Origin of the sequence: Plantactinospora sp. B24E8 (assembly GCF_039871735.1) — a bacterium.
GTDB lineage: Bacteria > Actinomycetota > Actinomycetes > Mycobacteriales > Micromonosporaceae > Plantactinospora.
Genome location: NZ_JBDPMH010000007.1, coordinates 221,686 through 241,260, shown reverse-complemented (window position 1 = coordinate 241,260; position 19,575 = coordinate 221,686). Strand labels below are relative to the sequence as shown.

The following is a 19,575-nucleotide window of genomic DNA, read 5'->3' as shown; positions in this document are numbered from 1 at the left end:
TCGGGGCAGGGCCGGCCGGGAAACCGGCCCGTCCTGCCCACCCGCCTGCCCGGTTCAGCGGCCGAGCAGCATCCGGGTGGTGTCCCAGCCCTCGACGGCCGGGTCGAGGGTGGCCAGGTCCGCCGCGCCCCGGAGACGCCGCCAGCCCGGGCTGACCGCGACCTCGGCCGGTCGTGGGGCGGCGCCCCGGATGAGGCGGACGTCGGCGACGTCCAGATCGATCTCGGGCAGCCAGTCCGGTGCCGGTAGCCGGGCCGCCACCCCGAGCAGGCCCGGTTCCGGACCGAGCGCGGGCGCGAGCACGACCGTACGGGTGGTCAGCGGGCGAAGCAGCTTGCCGAGCAGCAGCCCCGGCACGTCCGGTGCGTCGGCGGCGACGACGGCCGCCTGGTCGTAGCCGTCCTCGGCGGCGGCGGCGAGCACCGCGCCGACCCGGTTGGTCGCGAGGTCGTAGACGGGCATGCCGGGCCATCCGATCGCGTCGGCCAGGGCCCGGTCGGCGGCGGTGGCGGCGATCGCGGCGTCCACCCCGTTGAGGGTGGCGACCAGGTCGACCACGTCCTCGGCGAGCGCGGAGCGCCAGCGCGCCGGTTCGGTCCCCGGCGGCGCCCAGGGGACGGGTCCGAGCATCACCACGATCACACGGCGGGCCACCGCCCGACCCTAGTACGGCCCGACGACGGCCCGGACGCCGGCGGCCGGACAGGCCCGGCGGCCCAACCGGCGGCTCAGTCGGCCAGTTCGATGCCGGCGGCGGCCGCGACACCCTCCAGGTAGCCCCGGGCCCGCTCGGTCTTCGGGTAACGGCCGACCAGGGCCCAGAATCGTGCGTTGTGGCTCGGCACCACGAGGTGCGCCAACTCGTGCAGCAACACGTAGTCGATCACCCAGTCCGGCATTTCCTGGATCCGGTGGGAGATCCGAATGGTCCGGTCGGCGGGCGTACACGAACCCCAACGCCCATTCTGATTCGTCACCCAGCGGACGCTCGCCGGGACCGCAGCCCGCCCGTGTTCGCTGAGGTAGCGGTCGATGAGTCGACGGGAGCGGAGCAGGAGTTCCTCGTCGGAGCGACCGGCCCGTTCCTCGCGGGCGGCGAGCCGGGCGAGCATCCGGTCCACCCACTCGCTCTCCTCGGCCCGGGAGAACTGGTCGGGGATGAGCACCACGACGCGCTCGCCGTCCCGATAGGCGGACACCGTCCGGCGCCGACGCTGACTGCGCCGTACCTCGACGACCGGCTTGCGCAACCCCGCCATTACCGGTCCGCGCCGCCCCGGGTTTCGTTCACGATGGAAAACTAATGCTTACCAACCAGGGGACCGCAAGAGTCAACACGGAGATTGCCGCCGGAAAAATACCGGTTAGCCCTGAACCGTCCGGAAAAAATTCATTAAGATGATCGTCCCGCGAGCACCGAGCGGGTCTGCGGCGGCTCTGCCGGACCGCGTCGCCCACGGTAGACGATCATGCTGGACCGATGTTTCCAGCCCCCCGGACGGCCGTTCGACGCGGTTCATCCGGCGTGTCCCTGCGAAACTGACTTATCCGACCTATTCCGGCATGCACACTCTGGTCGTCGGCTTCCTCACAGTGTCGACAGATTGCTGACATGGAACTGCCCAGATCTGGGTAGGGTCCGCGGACCGGCGGTCACAGCGGTGGCCGCGGAGAAACCCCAGCGCTGGCGCCTACGTGGCCCGCCGCCGGGCGCACGTCAGGCTCGAAAGAGCCGACGAAAGAGACGAGGAGGGCACCGTGGCCGAAAGGGCCCAGACCTACAACGGTTACTGCGTCAAGTGCAAGGAGAAGCGTGACTTCGAGGGCAACGTCGAGGTTTCCAAGACGGGCATGAACATGGCCAAGGGCAAGTGCCCGGTCTGCGGCACGACCGTCAACCGGATCCTGGGCAAGGCCAAGGTCTGACCTCGACAGGACGCGAGCTGCGGGAAGGGGTGGCGAACAGCCACCCCTTCCCGCTTTCCAGCCCACCGGCTGTCGCGGTACGGACACCGGACAACATGTCCACGCGGCGACAAAAGTTACCTACGGGTTGTGGAAAACCTGTCAAATCCTGTGGATAGAGCGGTGCGCAGCGCCGGTACGTTGTGGACAACGGCCGGTACGCCGAACCGACGCGGTGACAGCGTGTCACGCCATGACCCGAAACGTGCTGCCCCGACCCACCCTGCTGCCCGGCCTCGCCCGTCTCTGGCGGGACCGGCACACCCTGCAACTGGGCCTCGACCCCCGCCGTGCGGTCCTGGTCGAGCTGGCCAACCCGGCCACCGCCCGGCTCCTCGACCTGCTCGACGGCACCCGGAGTGAGCGGGCCGTCCTGGAGCACGCCGACAACATCAACGTCACCCGGGACGACGCCCGTACCCTGATCGACACCCTGCGGGCCGCCGGCCTGGTCGTCGCCGGGCACACCCTGTTCCCCACCGACCTCGCCGAGCCGGTACGCCAACGCCTCGCCGCCGAGGCCGCCGCCCTCGCCCTGCGCGGACCGGACACACCCGGCACCCCCGCCCAGCTCCTCCGCCGCCGGGCAGCCGCCCGGGTCGTGGTGACCGGTCCGGGCCGGCTCGCCGCCCCGCTCGCGATCGCCCTGGCCCAGGCCGGGATCGGCCACGTCCACCCCGACCTGGCCGGTCCGGTCCTCCCGACCGACTCCTCCGGCGGTGGACTCCCCGCCTCCGACGTACGCCGACCGCGCGCCACGGCCGTCGCCGAGGCGATCGTCCGCTGCATCCCCGGCACCGACACCCGGCCGCTGCGACGCGGAGACGCCGACCTGGTGGTCCAGGTCGGCGCCGACCGGCCCGCCGGGCTGCTCGCCGCCGGTTTCGCCCAGCGGCGACAGGCTCACCTGCTGCTCGACCTGCGGGACGGCACACCGGTCGTCGGTCCCCTGGTCCCGGTCTCCGGCTCGCCCTGCCTCAACTGCCTGGACCTGCACAGACAGGACCGCGACCCCGGCTGGCCCGGGCTGGCCGCCCAACTGGCCGGTGGCACCACGCCGGAACCCTGTCTGACCGTCAACCTGATCAGCGCGGTCGGCTACACCGTCGCCGAGGTACTCGCCTTCCTCGAGGGCGGCGCCCCGGAGACGGTCGGTGGGGCGGTGGAGCTGCCCTGGCCGGGCCGGGTCCGGCGACGTACCTGGCCACCCCACCCGGCCTGTGGCTGCGGTCGCCGCCGCCCACCGGGTCGGTAGTCGGGGTGGCAGCCCGCTGGGCCCGGCAGCCCGACGCCGGGGTGGCTGAACCACCGTCCGGTGGGCCGACTGGCGGCTTCCGGCAATAGCACGATCCCGCCCACGGCGTGACGAAACCGCCCTGCGCACCGGGCCAGCTGCGAAAACGGGCACCATCGCTGGCAGGACGTGGCCCGAGCCACCTGCCGACGGCGGCCGCAACGGCGTCGCGTCGGTAACAATGATCTGGTGACCGACATCCCGCGCCGTGCCGTCTCCCGGACCGCCAAGCTCGCCGCTCTGCCGCTCGGCTTCGCGGGCCGGACCGTGCTCGGCGTCGGCAAGCGGGTGACCGGGCTCGCCTCCGAGGTGATCTCGAACGAGATCCAGCAACGCACCGCCGAGCAACTGTTCAGCGTCCTCGGGCAGCTCAAGGGCGGTGCGATGAAGTTCGGCCAGGCCCTGTCGGTATTCGAGGCGGCCCTGCCGGAGGAGATCGCGGCACCGTACCGGCAGGCGTTGACCAAGCTCCAGGAGGCGGCGCCACCGCTGCCGGCCGCCAGCGTGCACAAGGTGCTCGCCGAGCAGCTCGGGCCGGACTGGCGGTCGTACTTCCTCGAATTCGACGACAAACCGGCGGCGGCCGCGAGCATCGGGCAGGTGCACCGGGCGATCTGGAAGACCGACGCCCCGGTCCCGCCCGCCGGTCGGCGCCGGGGCGGTAGAACCCGTGCCGGGGCCGCCGGCCAGGAGGAGACGACGCCGACCGGTCGGCCGGTGGCGGTCAAGGTGCAGTACCCGGGTGCCGGGCCGGCGCTGCTCTCCGACCTCAAGCAGCTGTCCCGGCTCGGCGCCATGTTCCGGGCCATCCAGCCCGGCCTGGACATCAAGCCGCTGCTCAGCGAGCTCCGCGAACGGATCAGCGAAGAACTCGACTACCAGCTGGAGGCGGAGAGCCAGCGCGCTTTCGCCGCCGCGTACGCCGACGACCCGGAGATCTTCGTCCCCGGTGTGGTGGCGGCCGCGCCCCAGGTCCTGGTGACGGACTGGGTCGAGGGAAAGCCGCTGTCCCAGATCATCGACTCCGGTACGGAGGCCGAACGCGACCAGGCCGGCCGGCTGATGGCCACCCTGCACTTCTCCGCGCCGATGCGGGCCGGGCTGCTGCACGCCGACCCGCACCCGGGCAATTTCCGACTGCTCCCGGACGGTCGACTCGGGGTGATCGACTTCGGGGCGGTGGCCCGACTCCCCGGCGGGCACCCGGAGCCGATCGGCCGGCTGGTCCGGCTGGCCCTGGCCGGCGAGGCCGACGCCGTGGTCGCCGGGCTGCGCGAGGAGGGCTTCATCCGGGTCGACAACCCGATCGACGCCCAGGCCGTACTCGACTTCCTGATGCCGATCCTGCAACCGCTGTCGGTCGAGGAGTTCCGGTTCACCCGTGCCTGGCTGCGGGTCGAGGCGGCCCGGATCGCCAACCCCCGGTCGCCCGCCTACCAGCTGGGTCGGCAGCTCAACCTGCCCCCCTCGTACCTGCTGATCCACCGGGTCACCCTCGGTTCGATCGGGGTGCTCTGCCAACTGGAGGCGAAGGCGCCGTACCGGGGCATCGTGGAACGCTGGCTACCCGGATTCGCCCCGGTGCCCTGAACCAGACTGTGCCAGGCCGGCCAAATCAGGCCCGGTCGGGGCAGTCAGGCCAGCTCGGGTCGGACGTGGCGAGGGGCCCGTCGCCGGTGGATCTCTCCACCGCGACGGGCCCCTCGGTCATCTCGGCTCGACGGTTCGTCAGGTCGGCGGGCACACCCGCCGACGGGATCTGTTACAGGCTGCCCAGATCGCGCGCGGCCCGGCGGCGGGCCTCGATGGCGATCGTACGGGCAGAACGGGTTGCCTCAGTGCTCGTGATGGTGCGACCGGCCTGAGGCCGCCGCATTCGGGCCCGGGACAACGCTTCGTGGATGAGATACATCTTCGGTACTCCGCTCAGGGTGGGCAGGGCTTGATTGGTCGACGTCGCCGCGGTTACCTCGGCGACCCGGGGTGCCGGAGCGAATCCGGCGGTCGTACGGATCGGGTTCATGTCAGGCCGCCAGCCGGACCGTGTTGCGCGACTCGGCGAGCCCGTTGGCCGCCAGCCGCGCCTGGGCCTCGACCCGGAGCGCCGCGTCCCGGGCGACGTCCTCCTTGCGCGGACGGCCACGGGGCCGCTTGCGCGGAACAACCGCGCCACGCTCGAAGATCTCGCCGCCCCAGACACCCCACGGCTCGGCCCGCTCCACCGCACCGGCCAGGCACTCGACGCGCAGCGGGCAGTCCCCGCAGAGCGACTTGGCCAGCTCCAGCTCGGCAGGCGAGTCGGCGAACCACAGGTCAGGGTCGAACTTCCGGCAGGGCAGGTTCGCCTCCCACTCGACGTTCGCGTCGAGGGTGGCCAACGCCAGACTCATCGCCCGGTCACCTCTCTCTCGTTCCGATCTCGTAGATCGCAGTTCCGACGTACTGCTGTAGTGCGGAAATAACTAAGGCCGCGGATCCCGGTGTACGGGTTCCGCGGCCTCGAGGTGAGCCGGCAGGTCTGTGCTAGACCGGTCTCCCTCGAGGTGGAACCCCGCTGACATCCATCCGCTTGACGCCGACCCGGATGCCATTGCCCGTGAATCCACTGGTCCCCTGGCGCTCGACGGACACGCGGGCCTGACCCAGCTCGGCCTGGGTCGAGACCTGGTGCGCCGGCGAAAGCCGTGGGGTGTCGGCGGCCAGGATGCACCGGGCCTCCGACAGCGGAGCGAGGACAGCGGGCAGCGCCCACGGTCGCTCGACGAGATACGTCTTCGTCACCATGGGACTCGCCTCCTGACTCTCACTCGTAACCAACATCGGACTCAAACCCCTCGTGAGCAGCCGGAAAGCCGCCGCTCTCAAAGGTGTGCCATGAGGCTATGCCTCCCCCGGGGGCGAGGGCAAACGATTTACGGCTGGATTACAGAACTTTCTTCCGGGGCCGCTCCGCCGTCCTCCGGACCGGCCGCCATCAGCACGTCGTCGACCTCGGACCCATCGATCAACGCGAGTACCGCGTCGCCGTACAGGCCGAGTTTGCGGGGACCGATGCCGGCGATGGCGAGCAGCTCCTCCGACCGGGACGGACGCCGCTCGGCGAGCGCCAACAGGGTGGCGTCGGTGAAGACCACGTAGGCGGGGACCTTCTGCGCACCGGAGACCCGGCTGCGCCACTCGCGCAGCCGCTCGTAGAGCCCCTCGTCCAGGTCCGACGGGCAGTCCGCGCACCGGCCCAACTTCCGGTCCGCCCCGGCGAGCAGGGTCGCGCCGCAGACCCGACACGAGACGACCACCCGCCGACGGTCGGCTTTCCGACCGCTCCCGGCGCCCTCCGACGTACGCCCACCGCCCGGCCGGCCACCGCCGGACCGGTCGAACTGGGGCAGGAACCGGCACGGACGCCGGGACCGGCCGCCCGGCGAGCGGGCCAGTCCGTACGACAGCCAGAGCCACTCCCGGGCCCGGGTGACCCCGACGTAGAGCAGCCGCCGTTCCTCCTCGACCTGCTCCGGTGTGCGGGCGTAGCTGGTCGGCAGGGTGCCGTCGGAGAGCCCGACCAGGAACACCGCATCCCACTCCAGTCCCTTGGCCGAGTGCAGCGAGGCCAGGGTCACCCCCTCGACCGTCGGTACGTGCTGCGCGGCGGCCCGCCGGGCCAGCTCCTCGTTGAAGTCCGCCAACGAGGCCGGCCGTTCGACAGTGGCTGCCTCACCGATCGGCAGGACGGCCGGGCTGGCCGCGTACTCCTCGGCGAGCTGGACCAGCGCGGCGAGCGCCTCCCAGCGTTCCCGGGCGGCACCGCCGGACGGGGGTTGATCCGGTGCCCAGCCGACCGCGGTCAGCGCCTCGACCACGGCCGGCACCAGCGGGGTGTCCCCCGGTGTGCTCCGGGTCGCCGCCCGGAGCGCGACCAGCGCCTGCCGGACCTCGGCCCGTTCGAAGAACCGCTCCGCACCCTGGACCTGGTACGGCACCTCCGCCTCGGCCAGCGCCTTCTCGTACGCCTCGGACTGGGCGTTGGTCCGGAACAGGACCGCGATCTCCCGGGCCGGTGTGCCGGCGGCGATCAGCTCCCGGCACCGGACCGCGACCGCGGCGGCCTCGGCCGGCTCGTCGGGGAAGATCCGCACGTCCGGTTCGGGGCCCGGCGGGCGCTGTCCGACCAGTTCCAGTCGCAGCCGGGCCTCGGCGCCGCTGGCCTGTCGGATCACCGCGTTGGCCAGTCCGACCACCTGCGGCGTCGAGCGGTAGTCCCGGACCAGCCGGACCACCACCGCGTCCCGGTGGTGGCGGGGAAAGTCGATCAGGTGGCCGGAGGTGGCGCCGGTGAACGAGTAGATCGTCTGGCTGGCGTCGCCGACCACGGTCAGGTCCTCCCGGCCGCCGAGCCAGGCGTCCAGCAGCCGTTGCTGCAGCGGGTTCACGTCCTGGTACTCGTCGACGACAAAGTGCCGGTACTGGGTCCGGATCTGCTCGGCGACGTCCGGGTGTTCCTCGATCCCCCAGACCGCGGCCCGCAGCATGTCCTCGAAGTCGATCACCCCGTTGGCCCGTTTCGCCTTCTCGTAGGCGGTGAAGACCTCGGCGACCTTCGCCGGCTCGAACGGGGTCTCCCGGGTGGCCTTGGCCGCCGCGACCACGTACTCCCCCGGCTCGACCAGCGACGACTTGGCCCACTCGATCTCGCCGGCCAGGTCCCGGGCGGCGGCCCGGTCGGTACGCAGCCCGGCCCGGGCGGCGGCCAGGGTGACCAGCCGCACCTTGCTGTCCAGCAGTTCGGGCATCTCCCGGCCGGCGAGCAGCCGGGGTGCGAAGTAGCGGACCTGGCGCAGCGCGGCGCCGTGGAACGTCCGGGCCTGCACCCCCGGCACCCCGAGCCCACCGAGCCGGGCCCGCATCTCGGCGGCGGCCCGCGCGGTGAAGGTGACCGCGAGCACATGCCGGGCGGCGATCTCACCGCTACGCACCCGGTACGCGATCCGGTGGGTGATCGCTCTGGTCTTGCCGGTGCCGGCGCCGGCCAGGATGCAAACCGGCCCGGCCGGCGCGGTCACCGCCGTCCGCTGCTCCGGGTCGAGCCCGGCCAGGATCCGTTCCAGGTCTGAGTCAGCCGCCACAGCTAGGAATCATGGCAGCCCCCGCCGACGTTGCACCTTTAGCCTGTGTGATCGACATCCCGTCCGATCCGATGTCCGGCCGACCCCCATCGGCCCGACCTGGCCCGACGACACGCACACCGCGGAGGTCCCGACGATGTTGACGATGTATTCCACGTCCTGGTGCGGTTACTGCCACCGGCTGAAGTCGCAGTTCGACCGGGAGGGCATCGGCTACCAGGTGGTGGACATCGAGCAGGACCCGGCGGCCGCCGAGTACGTGATGAGCGTCAACGGTGGCAACCAGACGGTGCCGACCGTCCGGTTCCCGGACGGCACCGCGCTGACCAACCCGTCGATCGTCGACGTCAAGAAGCAGCTGGCCGCGCTCGCCGGAAACTGACCTGTCCGGAAGGCCCCTTCCTGTCGCAACGTGCAGAGGAAGGGGCCTTCCCGACCGCCCGTCCGTTCAGCGCTGCCCGCCGGTCGTTCCGCCGCCCGGCAGGGCGCCCGTCGTGACGGCGGGCGCCGTCGGCGCCACGGCGGTGTCGGACCGGGCCGCCGTCACGACGGTGTCGGACCGGGCCGCCGGGGCGACAGTGTCAGACCGGGCCGCCGGGACGGTGGTGTCGGACCGGCCGTCGCGTGGCCTGGGGATCGCCGCCGGTACCGCCACCGGCGGTCGGGCGGCCGCCGGCGGGCTGAGCCGTCGACCGGCCCACAGGTAGCTCGCCGCCACGGTCATCACCACCGTCATCGCCACGAAGAGCAGCCGGTAGTCCAGCACCCCGACCAGCAGCGCGCCGGTGCCGATGGAGACCGCCTGCGGTCCGCTGATCAACGCCGCCGACGCCGCGCCGACCCGGCCGAGCAGGAACCCCGGGGTACGACGCTGGATCAGCGTCGCCATCCCGACCAGGGCGATCGGCAGGTTGAAGCCGAGCAGGACCAGGGCGACGAACGCCAGCCAGAGCGTCGGGTACGCGAGCAGCAGCGCGCCGGTCCCGAAGCTGGCCACCCCGAGGGCGAGGGCGGCCACCTCGCCGAACCGGCGCACCACCACGGGCGAGAGCAGCCCGCCGAGCAGCCCGCCGATGCCCTGTACGGTCACCAGCACGCCGACGAAGGCGGGTTCCCGGCCGAGCCCCCGGTCGACGTACGCGAAGATCAACGACTCGCTGAAACCCATCACCAGTACGGCCAGCGCGACCCCGACCACGGCCCGGCGCAGGGCCGGTTCGCCGGTCAGGTGCCGCAGGCCCGCCCCCATCTCGGTCAGCCAGCGCAACCGGCTGCGCTGTGGCCCCGGCTCGTCGACGCGCAGCAGGGTGACCGCGGTCGCGGCGGCCAGGAAACCCAGCACCCCGACGAGGGCCAGCGGCCAGCCGCCCGCCGTGGTGTAGAGCGCCGCACCGGCCAGTGGGCCGACCAGCCGTAGTCCCTGTTTGACGGTCTGCAGCGCGCCGTTCGCGTCGGCCATCAGGTCCTCGGGCATGATCTCCTTGAGCAGGCCGTTCAGCGCCGCGTTGAGCGCGACGTAGCCGAGGCCGTAGAGGGCGCCGACCGCGTAGATGATCCAGACGTCGTCCCGGTCGCGGACCAGGAACAGCGGGGTCAGGACCAGCGCGGTACCGAGGTTCGCGGCGATCAGGAAGGGCCGGCGCCGGAACCGGTCCACCACCCAGCCGACGATCGGGGCGAAGACCATCGGCGCGATCATCGCGAAGATGGTCGCGCCGGCCATGCCGTCCGAACCGGTCAGGTCCTTGACCCAGACGGCCAACGCCAACAACATGATCGACTCTGCGGTCATGCTGAACGCGAGGCCGGCGAAGAGGAGCCGGAAGTCGGGGCGGCGCAGGACGGTTCGCATCGGGCGGTCCCTTCGGGATGGGGGCGTCGTCGAACGTGGACAGGGTGGAGCGCCAACAACAGGCAACCATCACCCATTGCGACACGCCGTGTCGATTCAGCAGCGGACAGTGCGCAGCGAGGGGCATACTGGTCCGCTGGGGCGCGCAACGGACCGTCCACACCCAGCCCACCAGGGCCCGACGCGATCGATAGCGAGAATCCAGTGCCTCCTCAACCCAGCCCGATCCTGCGACGACGCCGGCTCGGCGCGGAACTGCGCCGCCTGCGGGAGAACGCCAAGCTCACCGGTGACCAGGTCATCGAGGCGGTGGGCTGGGCCTCGGCGTCCAAACTCTCCCGACTCGAGAACGGCCGCAGCCGGCCGGACCTGAAGGACGTACTCGACCTGCTCGACCTGTACCGGGTCACCGGCCCGGTCCGGGACGACCTGGTCAACATCGTCGGCGAGGCCGGCGACATCCGGAGCTGGCTGCGGTCGTACCAGGTGATGACCCCACGGCAGCAGGTCTTCGCGGAGCTGGAGGCCGGTTGCGCCGAGATCCGCGAGTACAGCCCGGTGATCGTCCCCGGCCTGCTGCAGACCAAGGGGTACGCCAAGGTGCGCATCCTCTCCTCACGCAAGCTGGTGACCGATCCCGAGCACGACGACACCGAGGACCCGGAGACCGAGGTGGCCGCCCGGATGGCCCGGCAGTCGCTGCTCACCCGGGGCAGCGAGCCGCCGCGCTACTCGGCGGTGATCGAGGAGGCGGCCCTGGGCAGCCGGGCCGGTCCCCGGGAGGTCGTACGCGCCCAGTTGGCCCAGTTGCGCAAGCTCGCCGCACTGCCGAACGTCACGCTCCAGGTGCTGCTCGCCGAGACGGCGATCGCCGACTGGTACCTGCCGCACACCGGGTTCTCGCTGTACCGGTTCGCCGAGCTGCAGGACCCGGAGACCCTGGCGATCGAGGGGCAGTCGAAGAACCTGATCCTCACCGACCAGCACGAGATCGCGACGTACAACGTCATCTTCGAGTGGTTGCAGGGGGCGGCACTCAGTCCCGACGAGACCCTCGAGTGGCTGGCCGAGAACGCCGCCCGGCGGTCGGCCCGACCGGCCCGGGGCACCGCCGGCCGGGCCCCGGCGATCCCACCGGCCCAACGCAGCCGGCGTACCGGACGACTGACGGAGCAGTAGCGGCGCGGTCCGACCACGCGACCACGAGGACCGGGCGGCGCCGCCCGGAACCGGGCCAACGGGGCCGTCGACTCCCGACCGGGAGTCGACGGCCCCGTCCCTGTTGGAGCTTCCCGCCGTGGTGACCGATTGTCACCTGATCGGACGAGCGACTACTCCAATCGGCGCGTTTCACTTGCCCGATGACCCGCGATGGGTGAACATAGGCCAAGAGGCCGCGTGGAAGTTCCACGAAACGACTTCGCTCGGTAATCAGAGACTCATCATCCGTCACCGTCTTGTCGGAGACACGCATGCGGTTTCTCATCGTTCGCACGGATATCCGTGCCGCCGCCGACGACGAGCTGGCCGCCGCATGGGCGCAGGGGGAATGCCTCCGCGACGAACAGACCACCCCTGAGCAGCGCCGACAGGTCGTCCGCGCGGAAGACCGGGACGCCGCTCTGCTCCTCGCCAGAGCGCTGTCCAGCGTGGGCGCGGTCCGGGCCGGACGGCAACGGGTGAAGGTGCTTCCGGTGGGCGAGCCACCGCGCCGTCACCGCGCCGCCACACTCCACACCGGATCGAACGACACCGGCGTACCGGCGGACGAGCTGACCGTACCGCCCACCGACCTGACCCCGCGGCCGACCGGCGTCGGCCCGCAACCCGACACCCTGGCCCCGACACCGGGCGGGTTCCGACCGGCACACACCGGCCCCCGCCTGGGGCTACCCACCTAGACGACCGTCGTCGGTCGGGCGGCTCCCCCGCCGCGTACCACGCCACACCCGACCCCGACGGCCCATGATCTTGGCCCGTGATCGTCGCGGCAACGACGGTCGCGGGCCAAGATTGTCCCGTCCCCCGCCGCGGTCGCCGATCTCCGCCGCGCCGGCGTCAGGCCGCCGCGTCAGGCCGTCGTGTCGAGCCAGCGACGGATCAGGAACAGCGCGATCGACGACGCCGGCGGCAGCCCGAGACGCAGCCCCGCACCGACCTCGACCCGCTCCCCGGCCAGCACCGCCGCGATGTCCCGACGGGTGAACCAGCCGGCGTGGGCGATCTCCGTGGGATCCAGCCGCAGTGGACGCCCGGGATCGGCCAGCGCGAAGAAGCCGAGCATCAGCGAACCCGGAAACGGCCAGGCCTGACTGGCGACGTACCCGATGTGGTGCGGGACCAGGCCGACCTCCTCGGTCACCTCCCGCAGCACCGCGTCCTCGGCCGACTCACCCGGTTCGACGTACCCGGCGAGGCAGGAGAACCGTCGTACGCCCTCGCTGGCCCGCCACGCCGCGTTGTTGCCGAGCAGACAGCGGCCCTCCGGCCCCGGCACGCCGTCGTGCACCAGCACGATCATCGCCGGGTCGGTACGCGGCCAGAGCTGCTGCCCCGTCTCGTCCCGCCGGGTCCAGCCGGCATCACCGATCGTCGTCGGCAGGCCGGTGACCGACGAGTACGGGTGCCGCGCGTGCCAGTTGAAGAGCGCGATCGCGGTGGTGAGCAGCCCGGCGTCCCGGTCGCTGAGCAGGTGCCCGACCTCACGCAACCCGGCCGCCCGGGTCCCGTCGACCGTCGGCAGCGGTGTGTCGACCGCGAAGACCGGCACCCCGTCCGGTTCGACCCCGAGGAACAGCCGGGCACCCGGCTCGCCCGGCGACACACTCTCCGGGCCGAAGAGCACCAGTTCCGGCTTGTCGGTCGCTGGCCCGACCAGCGTCCGTCCACCGCCGGCCACGTCCACCAGCAGCACCCGGGCCCGCAACCACGCCTCCGCCAGCCACCGTTGGTCGGTCCGGCGGTGGGCGGCCCGGTCCAGAGTGGACCGGGCCAGCGGCGGATGGTCGGCCGGACCGGCCCCGGAGAGCGGACGATCCTCCGGACCGGTCCCGGAATCCGGACCGGGTGTCGCCGGGGACGTCACGACCCCTCGGCCTCCGTCCGGACCGGTCCCAACACCGCCAACGGTGCCTCGATCCGCCCCGCGTCGCCGAGCACCACACTGACCGCCCGGGACGGGGCCAGGTACGTCGCGGCGGCCGCCGCCACCTCGTCCCGGGTCACCTTCGCCAGCCGCGCCGCATGCTCGGCGAGATACTCCAGCCGCAGCCCGGCACCGGCGTACGCGCTGGCCACCGCGGCCAGCCCGGCCTGGGTCGAGACGCCGAGCTGCAGGGTGCCGAGCGCGTACTGCCGGGCCTGCTCCAGCTCGTCCTCCTTCGGCGGCAGCGAGGCGAGCCGGCCCAGCTCGTACACGGTCTCCAACATCGCCGGACCGGTCACCTCGGTGGCCACCTCGGCGGCGACCACCAGCGCCGACCCGGCCACCGAGTGCTCGATCGTGGAGTGCGGCCCGTACGTGTAACCCTTGTCCTCGCGGATGTTCTCCACCCAGCGGGACGAGAAGTAGCCCCCGAAGACAAGGTTCGACAACTGCAGCGCGGCATGGTCGGGATGGGTACGCGGCACCGCCGGCAACGCCATCCGCAGCGACGACTGCACCGAGCCGGGCCGGTCGACGAGCAGCAGCGGCCCCGGCTCCAGGGGTGGCGTCGGGGGCAGTTCGCCCGGCGCGCCGTCCCCGGTCCAGCCGGCGAGGGCCCGCTCGGCGGCGTCCAGTGCCCGGGCCGGCTGCACGTCACCGACGAGCAGCAGGATCGCCCCGGTCGGATGTACCCGGTCGGCGTGCAGGGTACGCAGCGCGGCCGGCCGGACCGCCGCCACCTGCTCCGGCTCCGGGGTCTGCACCGCATACGGGTGCCGGCCGTACATCCGCTTGAGCAGCGCCCGGCGGACCAGGTGGGTCGGCTGGCTCTGGGCCATCCGGATCCCGTCGATCAGCCGGGCCCGTTCGATGTCGACCTCGTCCTTCGGGTACGTCGCCCCGGTCAGCACCTCGCCGAGCAGTTCCAGGATCCGGTCCAGCCCGGTGACCAGGCCGGTGCCGGAGAGCATCAGCCGGTCGGCGTCGAGTCCGGCGCTCAGCCCGCCGCCCACCTTCTGCAGCTCGGCGGCGAGCTGCACCGAGGTCATCGTGGTGGTACCGGAGAGCAGGGTCTGGGAGAGCATCAGGCCCCGGGCCAGGTTCGCCCGACCGAACGGCAGCCAGAGCCGCAGCTCGACCAGGGGCACGGCGGGCCGGCGGACGGCGATCACGGTCAGCCCGTTCGGCAGGGTCCGTTCGGCGGTCCGGGGCAGCTTGAGCTTGCGGTTCGGCCCGAGCGGGGGCAGCGTACGGATGCTCACCGGGCACCTCCACCGGGGACGACCTCGACGGCGGCCCGACGCTGCGGACGCAGGGTGGCGGCCGCCGCGCGCACCTGCTCCTCGGTGACCTCGCCGACCAGCCGGGGCAGTTCGCCGAGCAGTTCCGGCTCGGCCCGCTGCTGCTCCAGCACCGCCATCTGCAACGTGCGCCCGAGCACCGCGTCGGTCTCCCGGAGCAGGTGGGTGGCCATCCGGGCCTGGGTACGCGCCAGTTCGTCGGCGGTCAGGCCGTCGGCGGCGACCCGGTCCAGTTCCTCGTCGACGGTGCGGAGCACCTTGTCCACGTCCCCACCCGGTGGCAGATGCGCCTGCAGCACCAGGGCGGTCGGGTCCCGTACGTCGAACGGGCTGCCCATCAGCCCGAGGTAGCCGCCGACGCTGGTCACCGTACGGTCCCGCAGCACCAGCCGCTCGACCAGCCGGGACGCGTCGCCGTCGGTGAGCACCTCGGCCAGCACCACGTACGGCAGGTAGCCGGCGAAGTCGCCGATCGGGTCCGGCACCCGCCAGGCCGCCGCCACCGCGGGCAGCGGCGCCAACGGGTCGGTGTACGACTCCCGCCGCTCACCGGTCAGGTCCGGCTCGGCGAAACTGGGCCGCTCCGGGGCCGGCCGGGCCGGCACGTCACCGAAGTGCCGCTCGACCAGCGCGGTCGCCTCCGCCACGTCCAGGTCCCCGCCGACCGCCAGTACGGCGTTGCCGCAGGCGTAGTAGCGGTCGAAGAAGTCGGTCGCGTCGGCGATCGAGGCGCTCTCCAGGTCCTGGAACGAGCCGTAGCCGTCGTGCGCGTTCGGGAAGGTGCTGAACAGCACCGGCGGCAGCTTCAGCCAGGGGAACCCGCCGTACGGCCGGTTCAGCACGTTGACCCGGATCTCCTCCTTGACCACGTCGACCTGGTTGCGCAGGTTCTCCTCGGTCAGCCGGGGGCCGCGCATCCGGTCCGCCTCCAGGAAGAGCGCCCGCTCCAGCGCGTTGCTCGGCAGCGTCTCCCAGTAGTCGGTGTAGTCCAGGTGGGTCGAGCCGTTGAACGTGCCGCCGGCGCCCTGGATGTGTCGGAAGTGCGCGAGCTTCTCCAGGTTCTCCGAGCCCTGGAACATCAGGTGCTCGAAGAGGTGGGCGAAGCCCGTCCGCCCCTCCGGTTCCGACCGGATGCCGACGTCGTAGACGACCGCCACCCCGACCACCGGGGCACTGCGGTCCGGTGCCAGCACCACCCGCAGGCCGTTGTCGAGGGTGAACCGCTCGACCGGGTGTGTCACTCCTGGAATTCTCGATCTTCCCGCCGCCACGCACCGACCCTAGCGCGTTCCCGCACCGTCGCGGGCGCCGTACCCGCTGGCCGGGCGCCGGCCGGGCTCGGCCCGGCCTTCCCAAGCCACACCTAGTCGACCTGCACCGAGTCGAGGACGTGGTCGACCACCCAGTCGAACTCCCGGTGGGTGCCGGGAATCGAGACGTAGAGCACCGCGGCGGTCGGCCGGCCGACGTCGATGCAGGCGATCGCGGCGAGTTCGTCGGTGGCCCGCAGGTCCCGCTGTTCGAAGTGCAGCCGGAACACGGTCACCCAGGCGGGACGGCCGCCGACGGTGGTCCGCTCGTCCCGGATCGACTCGATCCGGTTCGGCTGCGGGTAGTACTCAGCCCGGGCGTCGCTGGCCACCTGCCGGCCGACACATTCGAGGTCGAAGGTGAGGGCGTCGTTCTCCGCCGCTGGCACCGCCGCCGACAGGATCGAGGCGTGGTAGTCGCTGAACCCGTCGTACTCCGGCTCGGTGACGAAGTGCTGCCCGACCTTGTACGGCACCTGCAGGCTGCCCGCGTTCCAGACCGCCCGCCACGGTTCCCAGGGCGCCCCGTAGGTGGCGTACGAGATACCGGCCTCGCGGTCGACGGTCCGTTCGCCCTCCACCGGCCTGCCCGGCGCGTTCCGCGGCACCCGGGGCGCCGGGCCGGGATCGGCCGGCGGGTTGCTCGGTGCCGCCGACCCGGCCAGCGGCGGACACTTGCGGGCCAACGGGGGACGCACGTCCTCCGGCGCCTGCGGCCTGCCCTGGAACGGGCTCGGGCCCTGACTGCCGGTCAGGGTCATCGCGAGCACCACCACGAGGCCGAGCACCAGTACGGCACCGGCCGCCCCGCCGAACCACCAGAGCCGGCGACGGTCCCAGCCGCCACCGGCTCCGCCCGGTGGCGGTGGTGCCGGTGGTCCGGCCGGCGGTACGGGAGGCGGCGTACCCAGTCGGGTCACCGCACCCGCCGCCCAGGCCGATCCCGGCTGTGCCTGGGACCCGCTGGGTGGAGGGGTGAGGTTCACCGGCATTCCCCTAGTGAACACCACGGGTGCCCGACGGCGGCGAACCCCACCGGCGTCCGACCGGCCGACAACCGTTCAACCGTTGCTGGCGGCGCTGACCCCGGCGGTCATCGGTGGTCCGGCCGGCGAGTGCACCTCCACCACCTCCGCCTCGGCGGAGTTGCCGGCGGCCATGCCGTACCAGGGAGTGAAGGCGACCAGGGTGGCGAGCAGCAGCCCGCAGAGCGCGAGTGCGAGTACCACCAGGATTTCCCGAACCGAACCCGCCCCGACGCTCACGGTCATGACAACCTCCCACCGCGACCTCCCCGTTGGCCGCCGGATCCCAGGACAGGATGACCTGTCAAGAGTCGATCCACAGTCGCCCATCGGACCCGATCGGGTGTATTCGCGGGCACAACTGGACTGGCCGATCGGGGACGCCGCTCCGGCCGCCCGGCGTCCCGGGCGGGCGGACCGCCGGAGACCTCGGGCGGGTTGCCCGGCAGACCGGGCAGCCGCGTTCAGGCGGACCGGCGCGGACCCCGCGGGCGAGGTGGGCGGCCGGTCGACCGGGACGCCGAGAAGGCCGCTGCGGACCGGTGCGTACCCGTCGTGCCGGCCCGGGTCGACCCCGCGCCGGACCGGGCCGACGCCGTGCCCTGGGCGGGTGTCGGTGCCGTGCCGGTGCCGTGGTTGCGGGACGACGACGCACCGTGGGTCCGGGACGCACCCGCCCCGGACCTGCGGGACGACCGCCCGGACCGGGACGACGACGGCGCGGCGGCCGGGGCCGTCGGCGGGGTGACCGGGATCCCGGACGGCATCCGGGCCCCGGTGACCCGGACCAGCGCCTCGTCGCCGGGGCGTACCCGGACCGTCTCCGGCCGGATCCCGGCGGTGTTCATCAGCGAGGCCACCTCGCGGCGCTGCTCGGGCAGGACCAGGGTGACCACCCGGCCCGACTCACCGGCCCGGGCGGTACGGCCGCCCCGGTGCAGGTAGTCCTTCGCCTCGGTCGGCGGGTCCACGTTGACCACCAGGTCGAGCCCGTCGACGTGGATGCCACGCGCCGCGACGTCGGTCGCCACCAGGGCGGTGACCTGGCCGGCGCGGAACTGCTCCAGGGTCCGGGTCCGCTGCGGCTGCGACTTGCCGCCGTGCAGCGCCGCCGCCCGTACGCCGCTGGTCAGCAACTGTCGGGCCAGCCGGTCGGCCCGGTGCTTGGTACCGACGAACATGATCACGCGACCGTCGCGGGCCGCGATCTGGGTCGTCGCCGCCCCCTTGTCCTCGGCGTCGACCTGCAGCACGTGGTGGGTCATCGCGGTGACCGTGGCGGTCGCCGGGTCCACGGAGTGGGTCACCGGATCGGTGAGGAAGCGGCGGACCAGCCGGTCGACGCCACGGTCCAGGGTGGCCGAGAAGAGCATCCGCTGCCCGTCCGGCGCCACCTGCCGCAGCAGGTCGGTGACCTGCGGCAGGAAGCCCATGTCGGCCATCTGGTCGGCCTCGTCCAGCACCGTGACGGTGACCTGGTCGAGCCGGCAGTCGCCCCGGTTGACCAGGTCGGCGAGCCGACCGGGGGTGGCGATGACCACCTCCGCGCCGGCCCGCAGCGCGTCGGCCTGCCGGACCAGCGACAACCCGCCGACCACGGTGGCGCACCGCAGGCCGACCGCGCCGGCGTACGGGGCCAGGGCGGTGGTCACCTGCTGGGCCAGTTCCCGGGTGGGGACCAGGACCAGGGCGAGCGGGGACCGGGGGCGGGCCTTGCGGCCGGCGGTCCGGGACAGCAGGGGAAGCCCGAAGGCGAGAGTCTTGCCGGAGCCGGTACGGCCCCGGCCGAGCACGTCCCGACCCGCCAGCGAGTCCGGCAGGGTCGCCGACTGGATCGGGAACGGCTCGACGATGCCGTTCGCGGCCAACGCGGCGTGCAGGCCGGTGGCCAGCGGCGCGTCCGCGAACGAGGTGATGGGACGGGTGGATCCGACGGTACGGGTCAACACGGGACCTTCCTGACAGCGGTACGTGTCGAGGAAGGCAACCGGCGACCAGAGCCGGGGCGGCGGGGCCGCCCACGGCGTACCGGCCCGGTGGCCGTGGGCACGGACCGGGAAAATACGCGGATGCCAGCCCGGCCTGGGGCACGGGCTGGCCGCGTCACCACCCCCCGGGTCGGGGTGTGGTGGTGGAGCTGTGGCTCAGATCAGAGCGGGCGGATGTTCTCCGCCTGCGGGCCCTTCTGACCCTGGGTGATCTCGAACTCCACCCGCTGGTTCTCGTCCAGGCTCCGGTAGCCCGAGCTCTGGATCGCGGAGAAGTGCGCGAAGACGTCGGCGCCGCCGCCGTCCGGGGTGATGAAGCCGAAGCCCTTGTCAGCGTTGAACCACTTCACGGTGCCAATTGCCATGTGTTTCGTCTCCTGACGGAACGTTCGGACCGCACCTTACGGCCCGAAAGTCGCCCACGCGGCAAGCGTGAGCTGCTGTCGCCCTGGTCGCCCCGCCCGGAGAACTCCGGACACAACAAAGGGCGCCTACGGTCACAATCCCGCAGGCGCACACGAAGTCTCTGGGAACCAAAACTGCAACGCGGTAACACTAGCACGGAACGGGGCACC

At 72.5% G+C, this 19,575-nt stretch carries 17 protein-coding genes and 2 pseudogenes; 6 read left to right on the top strand and 13 right to left on the bottom strand.

The window, feature by feature from the left end; genetic code table 11:
* Window positions 1-54: 54 nt before the first annotated feature.
* On the bottom strand, window positions 55-654 hold the full coding sequence (locus ABGB21_RS14305) for a hypothetical protein (RefSeq protein WP_347678115.1): 600 nt from the start codon (window positions 652-654) through the stop codon (window positions 55-57).
* Between the two features lie 74 nt (window positions 655-728).
* Entirely contained in the window at window positions 729-1,259 is a 531-nt protein-coding gene (locus ABGB21_RS14300; protein ID WP_347658523.1) for a M48 family metallopeptidase, read from the bottom strand.
* 499 nt (window positions 1,260-1,758) lie between these two features.
* On the opposite strand from ABGB21_RS14300, the gene ABGB21_RS14295 reads away from it, so the two are divergent.
* The 3 genes from ABGB21_RS14295 to ABGB21_RS14285 all read left to right on the top strand — a co-directional run bounded on the left by ABGB21_RS14295 (window position 1,759) and on the right by ABGB21_RS14285 (window position 4,849).
* On the top strand, window positions 1,759-1,926 hold the full coding sequence (locus ABGB21_RS14295; RefSeq protein ID WP_347658524.1) for a DUF5679 domain-containing protein: 168 nt from the start codon (window positions 1,759-1,761) through the stop codon (window positions 1,924-1,926).
* 232 nt (window positions 1,927-2,158) lie between these two features.
* Window positions 2,159-3,220 carry a PqqD family protein gene (locus tag ABGB21_RS14290; protein ID WP_347658525.1) on the top strand — a complete coding sequence of 354 codons (1,062 nt, stop codon included), beginning with the start codon at window positions 2,159-2,161 and terminating at the stop codon, window positions 3,218-3,220.
* A 228-nt stretch (window positions 3,221-3,448) separates the two neighbouring features.
* Window positions 3,449-4,849, top strand: coding sequence for an AarF/ABC1/UbiB kinase family protein (locus ABGB21_RS14285; protein ID WP_347678113.1), 1,401 nt, complete (start codon window positions 3,449-3,451; stop codon window positions 4,847-4,849).
* Between the two features lie 434 nt (window positions 4,850-5,283).
* On the opposite strand, the gene ABGB21_RS14280 is transcribed toward ABGB21_RS14285, so the two are convergent.
* The 3 genes from ABGB21_RS14280 to ABGB21_RS14270 all read right to left on the bottom strand — a co-directional run bounded on the left by ABGB21_RS14280 (window position 5,284) and on the right by ABGB21_RS14270 (window position 8,379).
* Window positions 5,284-5,649, bottom strand: a complete 366-nt coding sequence (locus ABGB21_RS14280) for a WhiB family transcriptional regulator (protein ID WP_347658527.1) — start codon at window positions 5,647-5,649, stop codon at window positions 5,284-5,286.
* A gap of 133 nt (window positions 5,650-5,782) precedes the next feature.
* Window positions 5,783-6,043, bottom strand: a complete 261-nt coding sequence (locus ABGB21_RS14275; RefSeq protein WP_347658528.1) for a hypothetical protein — start codon at window positions 6,041-6,043, stop codon at window positions 5,783-5,785.
* Window positions 6,044-6,171: 128 nt separating this feature from the next.
* Window positions 6,172-8,379 carry an ATP-dependent DNA helicase UvrD2 gene (locus ABGB21_RS14270; protein ID WP_347658529.1) on the bottom strand — a complete coding sequence of 736 codons (2,208 nt, stop codon included), beginning with the start codon at window positions 8,377-8,379 and terminating at the stop codon, window positions 6,172-6,174.
* A gap of 136 nt (window positions 8,380-8,515) precedes the next feature.
* Here ABGB21_RS14270 and ABGB21_RS14265 point away from each other — a divergent pair, with 136 nt between their 5' ends.
* A complete protein-coding gene (locus ABGB21_RS14265) occupies window positions 8,516-8,761 on the top strand; it encodes a mycoredoxin (RefSeq protein ID WP_347658530.1) in 246 nt (81 codons plus the stop codon).
* Window positions 8,762-9,049: 288 nt separating this feature from the next.
* Here the strand turns inward: ABGB21_RS14265 and ABGB21_RS14260 are convergent.
* Window positions 9,050-10,231: pseudogene (locus tag ABGB21_RS14260) on the bottom strand (MFS transporter); the annotation flags it as partial.
* A gap of 204 nt (window positions 10,232-10,435) precedes the next feature.
* Between ABGB21_RS14260 and ABGB21_RS14255 the strand changes: the two are divergent.
* The gene (locus tag ABGB21_RS14255) at window positions 10,436-11,410 is read left to right on the top strand and encodes a helix-turn-helix transcriptional regulator (RefSeq protein ID WP_347658531.1); all 975 of its coding nucleotides are present in this window, start codon (window positions 10,436-10,438) and stop codon (window positions 11,408-11,410) included.
* A 293-nt stretch (window positions 11,411-11,703) separates the two neighbouring features.
* Window positions 11,704-11,940, top strand: a pseudogene (locus tag ABGB21_RS14250) (hypothetical protein); the annotation flags it as partial.
* Between the two features lie 362 nt (window positions 11,941-12,302).
* On the opposite strand, the gene nudC reads toward ABGB21_RS14250, so the two are convergent.
* The 7 genes from nudC to ABGB21_RS14215 all read right to left on the bottom strand — a co-directional run bounded on the left by nudC (window position 12,303) and on the right by ABGB21_RS14215 (window position 19,365).
* Window positions 12,303-13,226, bottom strand: coding sequence for an NAD(+) diphosphatase (nudC, locus tag ABGB21_RS14245; RefSeq protein ID WP_347653065.1), 924 nt, complete (start codon window positions 13,224-13,226; stop codon window positions 12,303-12,305).
* 86 nt (window positions 13,227-13,312) lie between these two features.
* The gene (locus ABGB21_RS14240; protein WP_347652876.1) at window positions 13,313-14,638 is read right to left on the bottom strand and encodes a pitrilysin family protein; all 1,326 of its coding nucleotides are present in this window, start codon (window positions 14,636-14,638) and stop codon (window positions 13,313-13,315) included.
* Window positions 14,635-15,948 (bottom strand): pitrilysin family protein, encoded by a 1,314-nt coding sequence (locus ABGB21_RS14235; protein WP_347652877.1) that lies wholly within the window; start codon window positions 15,946-15,948, stop codon window positions 14,635-14,637. The genes ABGB21_RS14240 and ABGB21_RS14235 overlap by 4 nt, the downstream gene beginning before the upstream one ends.
* A 92-nt stretch (window positions 15,949-16,040) precedes the next feature.
* Window positions 16,041-16,973 carry a hypothetical protein gene (locus ABGB21_RS14230; protein ID WP_347652878.1) on the bottom strand — a complete coding sequence of 311 codons (933 nt, stop codon included), beginning with the start codon at window positions 16,971-16,973 and terminating at the stop codon, window positions 16,041-16,043.
* A gap of 75 nt (window positions 16,974-17,048) precedes the next feature.
* Window positions 17,049-17,258, bottom strand: a complete 210-nt coding sequence (locus ABGB21_RS14225) for a hypothetical protein (RefSeq protein WP_347652879.1) — start codon at window positions 17,256-17,258, stop codon at window positions 17,049-17,051.
* 218 nt (window positions 17,259-17,476) lie between these two features.
* Window positions 17,477-18,928 (bottom strand): DEAD/DEAH box helicase, encoded by a 1,452-nt coding sequence (locus tag ABGB21_RS14220; protein WP_347653066.1) that lies wholly within the window; start codon window positions 18,926-18,928, stop codon window positions 17,477-17,479.
* Between the two features lie 233 nt (window positions 18,929-19,161).
* Window positions 19,162-19,365 (bottom strand): cold-shock protein, encoded by a 204-nt coding sequence (locus ABGB21_RS14215; RefSeq protein ID WP_007072850.1) that lies wholly within the window; start codon window positions 19,363-19,365, stop codon window positions 19,162-19,164.
* Between the last annotated feature and the right edge of the window lie 210 nt (window positions 19,366-19,575).